The sequence below is a fragment of the Ottowia cancrivicina genome, from assembly GCF_029813755.1.
Lineage (GTDB): Bacteria > Pseudomonadota > Gammaproteobacteria > Burkholderiales > Burkholderiaceae_C > Ottowia > Ottowia massiliensis.
Genome location: NZ_JARVII010000020.1, coordinates 1 through 15,888, shown reverse-complemented (window position 1 = coordinate 15,888; position 15,888 = coordinate 1). Strand labels below are relative to the sequence as shown.

The window sequence follows — 15,888 nt, the reverse complement described above, 5'->3', positions numbered from 1 at the left end:
CAGCTAGAATCCCGCGCTTGCTCTTTGTTGCCATGACAACTTTTTCACACTTTTCGCCATTGCCGACGGCCATGCGCATTGGGCCGCACGCGCTGCCCAATGCCGTGTTCGTGGCGCCGATGGCGGGGGTGACCGACCGGCCTTTCCGCCAGCTTTGCCGCCGCTTCGGGGCGGGCTACGCGGTGGCGGAGATGGTGGCGGCGCGGCCTGATTTGCGCGGCACGGCCAAGAGCCGCCTGCGCGGCCGCCATGAGGGCGAGCCTGGCCCCTTTGCGGTGCAAATCGTGGGGGCTGATGCGGCGGCCATGGCCGAGAGCGCGGCCTGGAACGTGGCGCGCGGCGCGCAGGTGATTGACATCAACATGGGCTGCCCGGCGCGCAAGGTGTGCAGCCAGTGGTCGGGCAGCGCACTGATGCAGAACGAGGCGCTGGCGCTGCGCATCATCGAGGCCGTGGTGGCCGCTTGCGCGCCGCAGGGCGTGCCGGTCACGCTGAAGATGCGCACGGGCTGGAGCGCGGCGCAGCGCAACGCCGTTTCGCTGGCGCGCGCCGCCGAGGGCGCAGGCGTGCAGATGATCACGGTGCATGGCCGCACGCGCGAGCAGGGCTACGCGGGCGAGGCGGAGTACGAAACCATTGCCGCCGTCAAGGCCGCCGTGCGCGTGCCGGTGGTGGCCAATGGCGACATTGATTCGCCCGAAAAGGCCGCCGCCGTGCTCGCTGCCACGCGGGCCGACGCGGTGATGCTGGGGCGCGCCGCCTGGCGCGCGCCCTGGCTGCTGCGGCAGGTGGCGCACTACCTGGCCACGGGCCGCCAGCTGGCCGCGCCGCTCACGCTGGAAGTGCGCAGCGCGCTGCTGGATCACCTGCACGCGCACTACGCGCTGTATGGCGAGGCGGCGGGCGCGCGTTCGGCGCGCAAGCATTTGCAGCGCATGCTGGGCGGCCTGCCGGGGGGCGATGCCTTTGTGCAGTCGCTCATGCCCGAGGCCAGCGCCTTGCGGCAGTGGCAGGCGGTGGCCGACTTTCTGATGCTGCTGGCCGAGCGCCACGAGCGCCTGCCAGGCGAAGCGCCCATCAGGAGCCAGGTGGCCTGAGGGCGGCAGGCCGCAGCGGGCTGGCTGGCCGCTGCGGCGCTTTTTTCATTTTTTCTGTCATTTCCATCACACCCATGAGCCAAACCCATCTTGATGCCTGCGTGCGCGAGAGCCTGGAAGCCTATTTCCAGGACTTGCATGGCGTGGAGCCGCACAACATGTATGACATGCTGATCAAAAGCGTGGAATCGCCCCTGCTGGAAGTGGTCATGCGCCGCGCCAACAACAACCAAAGCCGCGCCGCCCAGTGGCTGGGGCTGAACCGCAACACGCTGCGCAAAAAGCTGCTGGAGCACAAGCTGCTTTGAGGCGGCCCGCCCGCGCTGCCTGCCGGGGCCGGGCCTGCCCGCGCGAGTTGGTTCGCGCGCTCGTCCGCGCATTCGCTGGCGCATTCATCAGGCGATTCATCAGGCGATTCATCAGGCGGTCTGGAAAGGCTTTTTTCGCTCCTTGATTCATAGCATGAGGTCCTACTGGAATCTGCGCGAACGCCTTTTTCTGCCCCTTTTATTTGCTCTCTTTTCTGAACCCGTCCAATACCTGGCCGCCCTTCGTTTTCATCCCACCCCACTGCCATGAACACCACTGCCCGAAACGCCCTGATTTCCGTATCCGACAAAACCGGCATCGCCGAATTCGCCGCAGCGCTGGCCGCGCTGGGCTTTCGTCTGCTGTCCACCGGCGGCACCGCCAAGCTGCTCAAAGACGCGGGCCTGCCCGTGACCGAAGTGGCCGAAGTCACGCGCTTTCCCGAAATGCTCGATGGCCGCGTGAAAACCCTGCACCCCGCCATACACGGCGGCCTGCTGGCCCGGCGCGACACGCCCGCGCACATGGCCGCGCTGCAAGCGCACGGCATCGGCGCAATTGACCTGGCCGTCATCAACCTCTACCCCTTCGAGGCCACCGTGGCCCGCCCCGGCTGCACGCTGGCCGAGGCCATTGAAAACATCGACATCGGCGGCCCCGCCATGGTGCGCAGCGCCGCCAAGAACTGGCAAGACGTGGCCGTGCTCACCCACGCCAGCCAATACGCCGCCGTGCTGCAAGAGCTGCGCGCCAGCGGCGGCCAGCTCAGCGCCAAAACGCGCTTTGCCCTCTCCGTGGCCGCCTTCAACCGCGTGGCCCAGTACGACGCGGCCATCAGCGAATGGCTCTCCAGCGTGGACTTTGACGCCAGCCAAGGCCAAGGCGAAAGCGGCTCTGCCCCATTTGCCCAAAGCGCCCCCGTCCGCGCCCCCTTCCCCGCGCAGGCCAACCCCGTCTTCATCAAACTGCAAGACCTGCGCTACGGCGAAAACCCGCACCAGCAGGCCGCCTTCTACCGCGACCTGCACCCCGCCCCCGGCACGCTCGCCACCGCGCGCCAGCTTCAGGGCAAAGAGCTGTCCTACAACAACATCGCCGACGCCGACGCCGCCTGGGAATGCGTGCGCCAGTTCACGCAAGCGGCCTGCGTCATCGTCAAACACGCCAACCCCTGCGGCGTGGCCGTGGCTCCGAGCGCGGGCCAGGCGTACGCCAAAGCCCTGCAAACCGACCCCACCAGCGCCTTCGGCGGCATCATCGCCTTCAACCGCCCGCTGGACGGCCCCGCCGCCGAACACGCAGCCCGGCAATTCGTCGAAGTGCTCATGGCCCCCGCCTTCACGCCCGAAGCCCTGGCCGTCTTCGCCGCCAAACCCAACGTGCGCCTGCTGCAAATCGAACTGCCCGCCGATACGGCCCATGCAGCCCCTGCCGCCCGCGCGCTGGAATACAAGCGCGTCGGCTCCGGCCTGCTCATCCAGACGGCCGACCAGCACCGGCTGCAAGAAACCGACCTTCAAGTCGTCACCGAAAAACGCCCCACGCCGCAGCAAATGCAAGACCTGCTCTTTGCCTGGCAAGTGGCCCAATACGTCAAAAGCAACGCCATCGTCTTCTGCAAAGATGGCATGACCGTCGGCGTCGGCGCAGGCCAGATGAGCCGCCTGGACTCGGCCCGCATCGCCAGCATCAAGGCGCAAAACGCCGGCCTGAGCCTGACCGGCGCGGCAGCCGCCAGCGACGCCTTCTTCCCGTTCCGCGACGGCCTGGACGTGCTGGCCGACGCCGGCGCGGCCTGCGTCATCCAGCCCGGCGGCTCCATCCGCGACGCCGAAGTCATCGCCGCCGCCAACGAACGCGGCATCGCCATGGTCTTCACCGGCGTGCGCCACTTCAGGCATTGAAAGCGGGTTTCAAATCCGCCCGTGGGGCGAAAAGCGCGGACTCGGGCGGCCTGCGGCGTTGCGAGCGTGGCGACTCTCTGCCGGGCAGTCGAACGGGCAACGGCCCGGCCGATGCGCGGCAGCCCCTCAGAGCCTGTTCAAAGTCTGGCCGTGAGGGGCCTCTCAAGACCAGGCGCACGGCCAGATGCGCCTTCTGCCGTTCGCCAGCGCCGAGGTTGTTACTAAAAACAGGAGCGGATTCAGGGGGTATGAAAACGGCACTCGCGCCCATTCCACTAGGACGTCGTGCTATTGACATGAGAGCAAAAACACCGTCTGCCGCCCTGCATGCTCTGGCCTTTTGCCACTCATGAGCGGACTGCGGCAGATTGAAGGCAGGAGCGGGCCAGGATGGGAAACGGGGCGGCCGGCCCTCTGCCACGGCGGCGTTATCAGGTGCCAAAGCAAAGCGGAAGGCCCGCATTCCCTGGCGCAGCGCTAGCCCGCTGCCACCGCAGGCGCTTCCTGCCAGCGCCCCTGCGTCAGGATTTCGCAAGGGCGAAACTGCGTTTTGTAGGCCATCTTGCGGTTCTGGGCGATCCAGTAGCCCAGATACACGTAGGGCAGGCCCAGCGTGTGGGCCTGGGCGATTTGCCAGAGCACGCCATAGGTGCCATAGCTGGCGTGGGGCGTGTCAGGCTCGTAGAAGGTATAGACGGCTGAAAGCCCGTCCTTGAGCACATCCACCACCGACACCATGCGCAGCGCTCCAGTCTGCGGCCCATCCGGCTCGCCCTCGCCTGGCCCGCCGCCCTCGCGAAACTCCACCAGCCGCGTGTTCACGTGGCTGTGCAGCAGAAATTGCGTGTATTGCTGCGCGTCATCCACATCCATGCCGCCGCCCGTGTGGCGGCTGGCCTGGTAGCGCCGGTACAGCGCGTAGTGCTCCGGCACGAAGCCCGGCTGCAGCACCCGCGCGCGCAAGCTGGCGTGCCGCTGCTGGGCGCGGCGCTGGCTGCGGCTGGGCGAAAAATCAGCCACGCGCACGCGCAAGGGCTTGCAGGCCTGGCACTGGTCGCAGTGCGGGCGGTAGGCGAACAGGCCGCTGCGGCGAAAGCCCAGCTGCACCAGCTCCGAATAAGCCTCGCCCTGCACCAGATGGCTGGGCGTGGCCACTTGCGAGCGCGCCATTTGATCGGGCAGGTAGCCGCACGGATACGGCGCAGTGACGTAAAAGCGGATGGCCTGAAACGGCAGCTCTTTCAGGTGCGCCACGGCGTCTTCCTGCCATCGTCTTTGCCGCTGTTTGTGCCGCTGTTTGTGCCGCTGTTTGCACTGTTCAGACCCAGCGCGCTCCAGCATGAGGGCGAAAAGCGCCAGGCGGGGCCGGGCTGCGCCGCCAAAAGCGCCACTTGCGCCGCGAAGTCCGCGCGCGGCATGGGCGCAGCGCCCAGCGAGGCCAGATGCCGCGTGTTTTGCTGGCAGTCAATCAGCGGCAGCGCGTGGGTGCGGCAAAAGGCCACCAGCGCCGCCAGCGCGATCTTGGAGCCGTCCGTGACCCGGGTGAACATGGATTCGCCAAACACCGCCCGCCCCAGCGCCACCAGATACAGCCCCGCCAGCAGGCGGCCTTCGGCCCACACCTCCACGCTGTGCGCCAGCTGCTGCGCGTGCAGCTCTTCGTAGGCAGCCACCATTTGCGGCGTGATCCATGTGCCCGACTGCCCCGGGCGCGGCACGGCCGCACAGGCGCGGATGACCCGGCCGAAGGCGCTGTCAAACCGCACTTCGCAGGCTGGCGCGGCCAGAAATCGCTTGAGGGCCTGCTTCAGCGAGCGGTGCAGCCGGAAGCGCTCCACGGCCAGCGCCATGCGCGGCTGCGGACTCCACCACAGCAGCGGCTCGCCCGGCGCGAACCACGGAAAGATGGCCGCCGCGTAAGCGCGCCGCAGTGTCGCCGCATCCAGCGCGCCGCCCACCGCCAGCAGCCCCGGCGAGGGCGAGTCGGCGGGCCAGGCCGCTTCCAGCGGCGGAAACGCATCGCCCGGCTTGAGCGCCGCCAGCGGCGGCAGGCTGCGCGCGCTTTCAGCGCCCGGCCCGCTCATGACGGCAGCTCCTGCTCATGCACGCCCAAGCAGCCCGCGCGCCAGTCGTCAAAAAAATGCTGCAACGTCAGCCGCACCGTCTCAAAGGCCAGCTGCGGCCAGGGCGCCTGGCTTTCGGCAAACAGGCGCGTTTGCCGCGTTTCATGCCCGAAGCCGCCGGGCAGGCCCTGCCGCAGGCATTCCTCCAGCAGCGGGGCCAGGTAAAACACATGCACCTGCCCCACTTGCGGCACGCTGATCACGGAAAACAGCGCCCCCGGGCGCACATGCCGCCCTGCCTCCAGCGCGGCTTCCTCGCTGGTTTCTCGCAGCGCGCCGCCGCGCAGCGTCTCGCCCAGCTCCATGAACCCTGCCGGCAGCGTCCACAGCCCTTTGCGCGGCTCTATATCGCGCTGGCACAGCAGCACGCGCCCATCTGGCGCGAAAGGCAGCGTGCCCACCACCAGCAGCGGGTTCTGGTAATGCACCAGACCGCAGGCCGTGCACACATCGCGCTGGCGCGTGTCGCCATCATCCGGCAGGCGCCTGGCGGTCGGCGCGCCACAGCGGCGGCAGTAATGAATGGCAGAAGCGGGCATGAGCCGCATTGTGCCTTTGCGCCCCGGTCTGACATGCTGCTCTGGAACCAGGGCTGAGAGGCTGTTCAGAGTCTGCCTGGTGTGGCTCAGCGAAGATTTGCAACGCAGCAGGTCGCCCGGATCCGCTCTTTTCACAATCACGAATGGACTTCGTGAGCAGGTTTTCAGGCGGGCGTGAATGCCAGGCGCACGTAAATGGGCGCGTAGGCTTCGGCTTGCGTGATTTCCACCAGCGCCTCTTTGGCCAGTTCCAGCAAGGCGATGAAGGTGACCACAAGCACGGGAGCGCCGCGCGTGAGGTCAAACAGTTCTTCAAACGGGGCAAAGCGCCGGCCTTGCAGCTTTTTGAGCACCAGGCTCATGTGCTCGCGCACGCTGAGTTCTTCGCGGGTGATGCGGTGGCTTTGCACCAGGCGCGCGCGGCGCAGGATGGCGCGCCAGGCCTGCTGCAAGTCAGCCAGGTCCACCTGCGCGAAGTCCGGAGCCAGCGCCTGCTCCACGTGGATTTGGGCGGTGATGAAGTCGCGCTGCGCCACCTCGCCCAGCCGCGCGGCGGCGAGCTTGATGCGCTCGTATTCAAGCAGGCGGCGCACCAGCGCGGCGCGCGGGTCTTCAGGCTCTTGGTCATCTGCCGTTTTCACGGGCGGCAGCAGCATGCGCGACTTGATTTCGATGAGCGTGGCGGCCATGAGCAGGTATTCGGCGGCCAGCTCCAGATTGCGGTTGCGGATTTCTTCCACGTAGCCCAGGTATTGCCGCGTGACGGCGGCCATCGGGATGTCAAGAATGTTGAAGTTCTGCCGCCGTATGAGGTAGAGCAGCAGGTCAAGCGGGCCTTCAAAGGCTTCGAGAAAGACTTCCAGCGCGTCTGGCGGGATGTACAGGTCTTGCGGCAGCGCGAGCAGCGGCTCGCCATAAAGGCGCGCCACGGCCAGGCTGGCGTCTGCCTCCGGCGGGGCGGGCCGCGCGTGCGTTTCAGGCAAGGTGTCGGCAGGCTGCACGGCGGCGGTGGTTGCTGCGGTTTTGATAGCGGCTCGCGCCCATTTCACGGGGGCCAGCGGGCTTTTTCAATATGAAAGGAGCGGCGCGAGCTGGCATGGCGTCAGGGCCTCCGGCTTGAGAACAGCCCAGGACGCGCAAATCGCCCGCTATTTCAGCCTTGCCTGCTTTTGCCGAAATCGCCCATCGGGTAGTACACGTAGCTGGGCTGGGCCACGCGGCCCGCGCGCATATCGGCCTGCTGCTGGCGGTCAATCTCCTTGTCCCACAACAAGGCGCGGCCCTGTTGCTGGGCGGCATCCAGCCAGGGGCGCTGGGCCTTGAGTTCGTTCAGGAACTGCGTGGCGTCTGACGTGTAGTGCGGGCGGCGGAAGAAGTTGGCGATCGGCATGTTTCAGGCGTTTCGGAACGTGGGAAAAGAAAGGATTATTTCAGGGCCGTAGCGGCCGCAGCAGCCCGGGCGCGCGCCATGGCCGCTTCAATGATGGCGCGGCGGGCATCGGGCGATGCGGTTGAAGGCGATGGAGACAAGGGCGATGCGGACGCGGGCGATGCTGGCGGCGAAACAGCCAACCCTTCAGGCGACTGGGCCTGGAGCCGGCTGGCCTGCGCCTGTGCGCCGCGCTGGCGGCGCGCCTGCGTGGCGGCGTATTCGGCGCGCGCCTTCGCCGCCTGCGCGGGCGACCAGGCCTGCCAGCCCGTGAGCGGGGCCGTTACATCCTGCATGGCAATGCAGTCCACCGGGCAGGCGCTCACGCACAGGCCGCAGCCGGTGCAGTCGGCCTCGATCACGGTGTGCATGCGTTTGCTGCCGCCCACGATGCAGTCCACCGGGCAGGCTTTCACGCACAGCGTGCAGCCGATGCACCAGTCTTCATCAATCACCGCCACCTGGCGCGGCGCTTCGCTGCCGTTTTCAGGGTTGAGCGGCACGGCGGGCCGCCCCGTGAGCGCCGCCAGCCGCACGATGCCTTCCTGCCCGCCCGGCGGACACTGGTTGATGGGCGCGCCCTCATGGGCAATGGCGCGGGCGTAGGCCGCGCAATCGTCATAGCCGCAGCGGCGGCACTGCGTTTGCGGCAGGGCGTCGAGCACGGCAGCGGCAAGTTCGGCGGGCGTAGGCATCAGGCGAGCGTTCGTGGGAAGGGGCGCGGAAGTTTCCGTGGCGGTTTCCGGATGGCGGATTTTGCCTGCGGCCACACAGGCGCCGGTCTTGCAGGGTTTTCGCGCGGGCTGCATGAAATGATTGCGGGTATTGCGCATGGCATGCACGAATGCGCCTATTCACGAATGGCCATTCATGGATGCAATTTGGCGCTTTTTCATGCCGCGCGCGCAGCGAAGCGCCGTGGATAATCCCCCGCTTTTCACGATTGCGGCTGGCCTGAAAGAGCCTTCAAACACGAAAAGCTGGCCGATGAAACTGGCAATGAACCTCAAATCGAAATTCGCGCAGGCGGCCTTGGGGCTGTGGCTGGCCGCGCCCGCCCTGGCGCTGGCCGCCTCCGCCGCTCCTGAAGCCGCCCCCGACTCCCATTCCGATTCCATTTTTTCGGGCTGGACTTTCGGCTACGCCCCTTACACCTACCATTTTTCGGAAGCGAAGAAAAAGCACGAATTCGAGCCAGACGTCAAACACTCCTACGTCTGGCTGGTGCAGGCTGAAAAACGGCTGGCGGGCCGCAGCGTGGCAGGGCTGGCCCTGTTCAGCAATTCATTTGGCCAGCCCAGCCAATATCTGTACTACGGCTGGCGCTTCACGCCCCTGCGCGCCGCGCCCGGCGTGTTTTTCAAGCTCACGGGCGGCGTGCTGCACGGCTACAAAAAGCCCTTTCACCGCAAGATTCCGCTGAACACTTCCAGCGGCTGGGCTGTCACCATCATTCCGGCGGTGGGCTACAACTTCACCCCGCACATTGGCGCCCAGGTGAATGTGCTGGGCAAATCCGCCCTGATGTTCCAGCTCAATTACAGCTTCTGAAAACACGCCCCAAACAGGGCCGAAGACAGATCCAGCAGGGGTGATTGGCGCTCTTGTTTCAGGAGCGTGATGTCCTAGTGAAGACTGCGCGAAACGGCTTTTTCACCCTGCTGTATTTGCTCCTGTTTTTAAGTTGAACGGGCAGGCGCGGCGCTGGCCTGAAAACGCCGTTCAGGCCAGCTTGGCAAACGCTGCCACCACTTCGGGCGGGGCCTGAACCAGCTCGATCAGCACGCCTTCGCCGGCAATGGGAAATTCCTCGCTGGCCTTGGGGTGCAAAAAGGTGATGTCGTAGCCCGCCGCGCCTTTGCGGATGCCGCCGGGCGCAAAGCGCACGCCTTGCGCCGTGAGCCATTCCACGGCCTTGGGCAAGTCGTCAATCCACAGCCCCACGTGGTTGAGCGGGGTGGCATGAACGGCGGGCTTTTTATGCTCGTCCAGCGGCTGCATCAGATCAACTTCCACCTTGAAGGGGCCGCTGCCCATGGCGCAGATGTCTTCATCCACGTTCTCGCGCTCGCTTTTGAACGTGCCTGTGACTTGCAGGCCCAGCATGTGCACCCACAGTTGTTGCAGGCGCTGCTTGCTGGGGCCGCCAATGGCGATTTGCTGAATGCCCAGAACCTTGAAGGGGCGTGGCGAGGTCATGTGTTTGTCTCCTTGAAGTGGCTTGAGTGGCGCGCCGCAGCGCGGAAAAAAGGGGGCGTCAGCGATGCAGGCCCTGTTCGTCCGGTTCTTCGGTCGAGGTGCTCACGATGCTGGCGTGCTGCCCTGTGGCTTTGCGCCAGGCGTAAATCAGATAGCCCGAGAGCGCGTAGCCGACGAAGAGCAAAAACAGCATGGTGGCCGGTTCGATGCTGATGACGGCCAGCAGCAGCGCCACCAGCACCAGCATCACGAAAGGCATGCTGCGGCGTCCGCCCAGATCCTTGAAGCTGTAGTAGGGAATGTTGGTCACCATGGTCAGCCCTGCCAGCAAGGTGATGCCAAAGAGCGTCCAGGAGAGATCGCCGCGCTCCAGCGGCGCGCCGCCCAGCAGGGTGAACAGGCTGCGGAAGATGGGCACATCCTTGTGCGCCAGCAGCATGGCGCTGGTCAGCCAGATGAAGCCGCCCACCAGCGCGGCGGCGGCGGGCGAGGGCAGGCCCTGGAAATAGCGCTTGTCCACCACCGCCGTATTGACGTTAAAGCGCGCCAGCCGCAGCGCCGCGCACGCGCAGTACACGAAGGCGGCGATCCAGCCCCAGCGCCCCAGCGGGCGCAGCGCCCATTCGTAGGCCACCAGCGCAGGAGCCACGCCGAAGCTGACCATGTCGCACAGCGAATCCATTTGCTCGCCAAAGGCGCTTTGCGCGTGCATCATGCGGGCGGCGCGCCCATCCATGCCGTCCAGAATCATGGCGGCGAAGATGCTGGTGGTGGCGTAGTCAAAGCGTCCGTTGATGGCCATGACGATGGCGTAAAAGCCGCAAAACAGCGCCGCCAGCGTGATGGAGTTGGGCACGATGTAGATGCCCTTGCGCAGGCGGCGCACGCCCGCTGGTGCGGCAGGCGCCGGGCTGGGCGCTGGCGGAGACGCCGGAAAAGGCGCGGGGGAACGCGGGCGGTTTTCAGGCGTTTGCGAGTCTTGCATGCTGGGGCGGCCTTGTCTCTGGGAATCTCGCCAGGCAGGCCTGCGCCAGCGCGAACGCCCGCGCTGGCTGCCCACCCGGCAAGCCAGCCAGTGTAGCGAGCGGAAAACCGCCTTCGCCAAAAGGACTGGCGCCGAATGCAAGAATCCGCCCCTTCCCACGAGCCGCCGCCCATGAGCACCCCGCAAGAGTACGTTCAGCAAAAGGCCGCCGCCTCTGGCAGCAGCTTCTATTACGCCTTTTTGTTTCTGCCGCCGCCCCGGCGTGCGGCCATCACCGCGTTCTACGCCTTCTGCCGCGAAGTCGATGACGTGGTGGATGAAGTCAGCGACGCGGGCGTGGCCGCCAGCAAGCTGGCCTGGTGGCGCGGCGAAGTGGCGCGCGCCTTCGCGGGCCAGGCCACGCACCCGGCCATGCAGGCGCTCATGCCCCACGCCGCCGCCTACGGCATCGAAAGCCGCCACCTGCTGGCCGTGATCGAAGGCTGCGAGATGGATTTGACGCAAACGCGCTATCTGGACTTTCCGGCGCTGGAGCGCTACTGCCACCTGGTGGCGGGGGTGGTGGGCGAAGTGGCCGCCCGCATCTTCGGCCAGACGCAAGAGGCCACCACCGCCTACGCGCACAAGCTGGGCCTGGCGCTGCAACTGACCAACATCATCCGCGACGTGGGCGACGACGCCATGCGCGGCCGCATCTACCTGCCCATCAATGAGCTTCAGCAGTTCGATGTGAAAGCGCACGAAATCACCAACCGCGCGCACTCGCCGCGTTTTGTGGCGCTCATGCAATTTCAGGCCGACCGCGCCCGCCGCTGCTACGACGAGGCCCTGGCCCTGCTGCCCGACGCCGACCGCCGCGCCCAAAAGCCCGGCCTGATGATGGCCAGCATCTACCGCACCTTGCTGGATGAAGTGCAGGCCGAAAACTTCCAGGTGCTGCACCAGCGCATCAGCCTCACGCCCCTGCGCAAGCTCTGGCTGGCCTGGAAGATGCAGGCGCTGGGGCGGTTCTGAGAGCATGTTCGGATGGAACATGCAGGAGATCAAGCGCTGCCAGCAACACATCTTCAAGGTATTGCTCAAACGCTGAATTGAGGAGAGAGCCTTTGCTTGGCTGAGTCAATCGAGAAGACTGAGCCAGGGCTACGAGGTCACGGCCCTCTTCAGCCGAAGCATTCGTGAAGATCGCTTGCATTCGGCGCATGGTCAGGCTTCCGGGATGATTTTGGGGACTGGCTCTCAGGGCTGCTGGCCTTCAGGCGCATCCAGCGTCAGCCCCTGCGTCTCACGCCCCAGAAAAGCCACGGCCAGCGCGCCGGTGGCAATGGTGAGGGCGAAGAACGTGAAGATGGCGCTTGTGCTCCAGCCCCAGCCGCCCAGCACGGGAATGGCCAGCGGCCCCAGCACGCCGCCCATGCGGCCAACGGCTGCCGCTGCGCCTGCGCCGCTGGCGCGAATGGCGGCGGGATAGTTCTCAGGCGTGTAGGCATACAAAGCGCCCCACGCGCCCAGGTTGAAGAAAGACAGCATCGCGCCTGAAAACAGCAGCGTCGCATCGTAGCCAGCGTTGCCAAAAGCCCAGGCGCTGCCCGCTGTGCCCATCAGGTAGCCCACCAGCACGAACTTGCGGCCCATGCGCTCAATCAGCCAGGCCGCGCTGAAATAGCCTGGCAACTGCGCCAGCGTCATCAGCAACACGTATTCAAAGCTCTGAATGAGCTCAAAACCCTTGCTCACCATCACGCTGGGCAGCCACAGGAACATGCCGTAGTACGACAGCACCACCGTGAACCACAGCACCCACAGCATGAGCGTGGCGCGGCGATGCGGCGCCGACCACAAGGCCGCCAAGCGCCGCAGCCACGGCAAGCGCTGGGCGGCGCCAGCTGGCGCGTCCGCTGGCAGCTTGCGGCGCAGGTACAGCGCATAAAAAGCAGGCAGCGCCCCCAGCAGCAAGGCCACGCGCCAGCCCATGTCAGCCGCGAACAGGGGCATCACGAAATAGGCGATCAGCGCCGCCAGCAGCCAGCCTGCGGCCCAGAAGCTTTCCAGCAAAACCACCACGCGGCCGCGCTCATGGGCAGGCACACGCTCGGCCACATAAGTGGCTGCCACCGGCAACTCGCCGCCCAGCCCCATGCCAATGAAAAAGCGCAACGCCATCAGCGCCGCCAGCGACACGCATAGCGCCGACAAGCCGCTGGCCGCAGCAAACAGCAGCAGCGTGGCGATGAACACGCGCTTGCGCCCCACGCGGTCAGCCATCAGCCCGAACGCCACCGCGCCCACGGCCATGCCTATGGAATTGACCGCGCCCAGCCAGCCCATCTCCGCGCGGCTCAGCCCCCAGGCAGCCTGCAAGGCAGCCAGCACAAAGGCCAGCAGCCCCACGTCCAGCGCGTCAAACATCCAGCCCAGGCCGGAAGTCAGCAACAGGCGGTTGCGCGACACGGGCGCCGCCGCAGGACCAGATACAAGGGAAATACTGCTCATGACATCTCCTGAAAAAACAGTCTCAGACGAAAGCGCCTGGCCAAGCGGCATCGCTCCCATTCATGCCTAAAACGATAACCGCAACCTCTAACCCTACCAGACCACACGGGCCATTCATTTTCTGAAAACAGGCCTTGCCAACGGCCCCGGCGCCCTCACCTGGTTTCGCGCATGCCTTGGTGAACCAACTCACAGCCCATAAGCGCAGCGCACAGCCATGCTGCTGCGCGGCGGGCTTTTCCCGGGGTCTTAGTTGTCTTGATATGCGATCCATTCATTGAATTACGCATCTTCCTGATTTTATTCACGACCGCTGGAAGCAGCTATGCAGCAGATAAAACTGGCGAACGGCACAGGAAAACAAGTTTTCTCTCTGCCGCACGAAACCCAACCCGCATTCATAATAAGCAAGCAAATTGTCCGCAACAATCACCCCCCGCCATTTAAAAACGGACGAATGGAATCTCCATGGAATCATGAAATAACATGAATCCATATGGAAGCTGCAAGTGGAAGATCATTGCACGCCCAATAGCAGAATAAATTTAACAATACTCAAACTGGCTAAACCATGTTGAATTACACCAGGCACTGTTGAATCCAGCATGCCGGACGCGTAACAGGCGCAAGGTAAACAAGGTTCAAAGAAGCAGCCTGATTTGCTCCTTGATTGATAGCATGAAGTCCCCGTACTTACTGCGGCAAATAGATTTTTGATAGGGCTGAATTTGCTCTTGCTTTTGATGCTGCAAGAGGCTGGCGATGCAGCATTGACAGTCTTGGTGAATCCGGCCTTGATTGCGGGATCATTCTCCCGCAACGAAATGAGGCGAAGCCTTTTTCTCGCACTGCTGTTCATGGTGGCATGATTGAAGTCATCAGCAGGCAAACCTTCTTTGAGTGGCAAGGCGGCAATATTTCAAAGATAAGGTGAATTGCCTTCTTTCAGCCTTTTACGCACTTTCGCAAAAGTTTTGTCCAGTTCCCAGGGGCCAATATCAATAGTCCCATTTTCTTGTCTAAAACCATTCATAACGTAAAGATAGTTTGACATAAGAAAAGCTATTCCAGTATATTTTTCATAGACTTGACCTAAATAATCAAAAACCAAACTTTCAACAACGCTGTCAGCGCAATGAAGTCTTAATAAAACCTGGAGAGCAGCGTGTTTTTGGTCAAAATTTAGGCTCGGATACAATGATAAAATATTATTTCTTATGTATGAAATGTCGTTGCTATCAAGAGGTTCATCCCGCAGATGCTCCCATAGATAAAATATAGCCTGCTCCTTTCTTTTTCCATGCAGCCTTTTTATTTTCTCAATCTGAGTAGTATGTTTAGACATGATTGTTGCTTGAAATTCGTTCCATAAAGATTATCGACATCAATGCGAAAGCATGTCTTTTTATACATTTGTTGCGACGAAACCGCATCGATATTTCCGATCTTACTCACTCCATAAGGACGTAATTGTTGCAACTTGGACAATGTCTGAGCACTCATTGATGCTAGGCCAGGTAAAAACTTGTTTGGAATCCAAGGCGCTACTGCCGCTCTCGCCAGTAATCTTCCCATACCTTGTTCAGCTTGTGCAATGGTTGCACCGACACCAATTTCTCCTTTAATAACTTCTCCAGGCAGGGTATTAAATGTTGTGCCTCCAAAATTATTGCAATACTGACTCGCTTCCTGTGGATATTAATTCATGCATTGGGAGAAGGATTTAGAGCGATGTCGACAGATAAGCCGCAACTGGCCAATCTCTCTATTATGGCTGCATTAAGAAAGAAACCTGCTGGTTCATCCGCCTCCTGAACAATCAAGAATTTTCTAAACAGATCTCCCTTTGAACATTTGAAAAATAGATCTATTGTTGCTGCATGCCTGTCAATATAATCTTGGATTGCTGTTTGAGACAATATGAAATTCTGATACATGTAAACGATTTGTTTCTCGGTAGACTCATTAGTTGTCTTGTGTCTTAGTTTTTTAAACTTTATTTTATGATATTCGGGCTTCTCGAGCGGAACTCTGCCATTGGCCCATCTATAAATTCTCCCTTTTTCAATAGAAAAATCTCTCATGGAAACTGCTTGACTTTTCAGAAAGGCACCTTCGTCAAAATCAAAGGCGCCACACAATATCTCACATTCAAACGACATTTATTTGCACCTGAAATCTGTTATTATTGGTATTGCTCCAACGGGAATGCTGCCACATTTTTGCACCTCCCATATCACGATGCCTCCATCCTTGCAGCTGCATATATCGAATCTGCTAACAGGAGTGGCTCCATATTCAGCCTTGAATTCATGCTCTCTGCCCAATATCGGTTCTGGCATGGTAATCTTTAGGATTTGAGGCGTTGCTTTTGTGCAATCTATAAAACAACTTGTCCTAGAACTGGCAGCCATGGCTGGCTTTGATGTCAGTGCAACTACTATAACTGCAGCAGGAGCAAGGGCTGGGGCATTTCGTATCACAGCAACAATTAGCGCCAAGATAATTGCTAGCACAAGTATATTGATAATCAGCTCGCTATTGCATTTCAGCCAAGCACTAACCGTGAGGGCGGCATGTTCAACCATACTTAATACACGATTAAGCATGCCTAAATTATAAGTCATTATTGATTGTTTGATTCTGTCTGGAGCAAGCTGATTAATATTCAATGCCTTAGCAATTGCAGCATCTATCTGTTCTCCACCATTTCCGCTCCCCTCAATCAAATAAGCCCCGGCCCCCGTCTCCGGATCAATAACAATATACCCAAACCCCTTCCATCCGTGCTTGTTGATGCTTTTCTCATG

At 62.2% G+C, this 15,888-nt stretch carries 18 protein-coding genes; 5 read left to right on the top strand and 13 right to left on the bottom strand.

Annotation, left to right across the window (positions count from 1 at the left end; all coding sequences use genetic code 11):
- Positions 1–71: 71 nt before the first annotated feature.
- From dusB to purH, 3 genes are all read left to right on the top strand, one after another.
- Positions 72–1,097 carry a tRNA dihydrouridine synthase DusB gene (gene dusB, locus QB898_RS09645; protein ID WP_050714429.1) on the top strand — a complete coding sequence of 342 codons (1,026 nt, stop codon included), beginning with the start codon at positions 72–74 and terminating at the stop codon, positions 1,095–1,097.
- Between the two features lie 74 nt (positions 1,098–1,171).
- The gene (locus QB898_RS09640; RefSeq protein WP_279524781.1) at positions 1,172–1,405 is read left to right on the top strand and encodes a helix-turn-helix domain-containing protein; all 234 of its coding nucleotides are present in this window, start codon (positions 1,172–1,174) and stop codon (positions 1,403–1,405) included.
- A 267-nt stretch (positions 1,406–1,672) separates the two neighbouring features.
- The gene (gene purH / locus QB898_RS09635) at positions 1,673–3,310 is read left to right on the top strand and encodes a bifunctional phosphoribosylaminoimidazolecarboxamide formyltransferase/IMP cyclohydrolase (RefSeq protein ID WP_279524780.1); all 1,638 of its coding nucleotides are present in this window, start codon (positions 1,673–1,675) and stop codon (positions 3,308–3,310) included.
- A 477-nt stretch (positions 3,311–3,787) separates the two neighbouring features.
- Here the strand turns inward: purH and QB898_RS09630 are convergent, their stop codons facing one another.
- The 6 genes from QB898_RS09630 to QB898_RS09605 form a co-directional block, all read right to left on the bottom strand.
- Positions 3,788–4,564, bottom strand: a complete 777-nt coding sequence (locus QB898_RS09630; RefSeq protein WP_279524779.1) for an arginyltransferase — start codon at positions 4,562–4,564, stop codon at positions 3,788–3,790.
- Complete coding sequence (gene aat, locus QB898_RS09625; protein WP_279524778.1) at positions 4,552–5,394, bottom strand: leucyl/phenylalanyl-tRNA--protein transferase; 843 nt, start codon at positions 5,392–5,394, stop codon at positions 4,552–4,554. Before aat ends, QB898_RS09630 begins: the two co-directional genes overlap by 13 nt.
- Positions 5,391–5,981 (bottom strand): NUDIX hydrolase, encoded by a 591-nt coding sequence (locus tag QB898_RS09620; RefSeq protein WP_428982789.1) that lies wholly within the window; start codon positions 5,979–5,981, stop codon positions 5,391–5,393. The genes aat and QB898_RS09620 overlap by 4 nt, the downstream gene beginning before the upstream one ends.
- 155 nt (positions 5,982–6,136) lie before the next feature.
- Complete coding sequence (locus QB898_RS09615; RefSeq protein WP_279524804.1) at positions 6,137–6,955, bottom strand: segregation and condensation protein A; 819 nt, start codon at positions 6,953–6,955, stop codon at positions 6,137–6,139.
- Positions 6,956–7,125: 170 nt separating this feature from the next.
- Positions 7,126–7,362: a DUF3460 family protein gene (locus tag QB898_RS09610; protein WP_279524776.1), complete on the bottom strand. Its 237-nt coding sequence runs from the start codon at positions 7,360–7,362 to the stop codon at positions 7,126–7,128.
- A 35-nt stretch (positions 7,363–7,397) separates the two neighbouring features.
- Positions 7,398–8,096 (bottom strand): RnfABCDGE type electron transport complex subunit B, encoded by a 699-nt coding sequence (locus QB898_RS09605; protein ID WP_279524775.1) that lies wholly within the window; start codon positions 8,094–8,096, stop codon positions 7,398–7,400.
- 304 nt (positions 8,097–8,400) lie between these two features.
- On the opposite strand from QB898_RS09605, the gene QB898_RS09600 reads away from it, so the two are divergent.
- Positions 8,401–8,952 carry a hypothetical protein gene (locus QB898_RS09600; RefSeq protein WP_050716324.1) on the top strand — a complete coding sequence of 184 codons (552 nt, stop codon included), beginning with the start codon at positions 8,401–8,403 and terminating at the stop codon, positions 8,950–8,952.
- A 171-nt stretch (positions 8,953–9,123) separates the two neighbouring features.
- Here the strand turns inward: QB898_RS09600 and QB898_RS09595 are convergent, their stop codons facing one another.
- A complete protein-coding gene (locus tag QB898_RS09595; protein ID WP_050714422.1) occupies positions 9,124–9,600 on the bottom strand; it encodes a VOC family protein in 477 nt (158 codons plus the stop codon).
- Positions 9,601–9,658: 58 nt separating this feature from the next.
- Positions 9,659–10,585 (bottom strand): CDP-diacylglycerol--serine O-phosphatidyltransferase, encoded by a 927-nt coding sequence (gene pssA, locus QB898_RS09590; RefSeq protein WP_279524774.1) that lies wholly within the window; start codon positions 10,583–10,585, stop codon positions 9,659–9,661.
- Positions 10,586–10,720: 135 nt separating this feature from the next.
- Here pssA and hpnD point away from each other — a divergent pair, with 135 nt between their 5' ends.
- Complete coding sequence (gene hpnD / locus QB898_RS09585) at positions 10,721–11,599, top strand: presqualene diphosphate synthase HpnD (RefSeq protein WP_279524773.1); 879 nt, start codon at positions 10,721–10,723, stop codon at positions 11,597–11,599.
- Between the two features lie 225 nt (positions 11,600–11,824).
- On the opposite strand, the gene QB898_RS09580 is transcribed toward hpnD, so the two are convergent.
- From QB898_RS09580 to QB898_RS09560, 5 genes are all read right to left on the bottom strand, one after another.
- Complete coding sequence (locus QB898_RS09580) at positions 11,825–13,078, bottom strand: MFS transporter (RefSeq protein ID WP_279524772.1); 1,254 nt, start codon at positions 13,076–13,078, stop codon at positions 11,825–11,827.
- A gap of 517 nt (positions 13,079–13,595) precedes the next feature.
- A complete protein-coding gene (locus QB898_RS09575) occupies positions 13,596–13,985 on the bottom strand; it encodes a hypothetical protein (protein WP_279524771.1) in 390 nt (129 codons plus the stop codon).
- Positions 13,986–13,997: 12 nt separating this feature from the next.
- On the bottom strand, positions 13,998–14,423 hold the full coding sequence (locus tag QB898_RS09570) for a hypothetical protein (RefSeq protein ID WP_279524770.1): 426 nt from the start codon (positions 14,421–14,423) through the stop codon (positions 13,998–14,000).
- Positions 14,424–14,781: 358 nt separating this feature from the next.
- Positions 14,782–15,240, bottom strand: coding sequence for a hypothetical protein (locus QB898_RS09565; RefSeq protein WP_279524769.1), 459 nt, complete (start codon positions 15,238–15,240; stop codon positions 14,782–14,784).
- Positions 15,241–15,888: hypothetical protein (locus QB898_RS09560; protein WP_279524768.1), on the bottom strand; the 648-nt coding region annotated here is incomplete at its 5' end.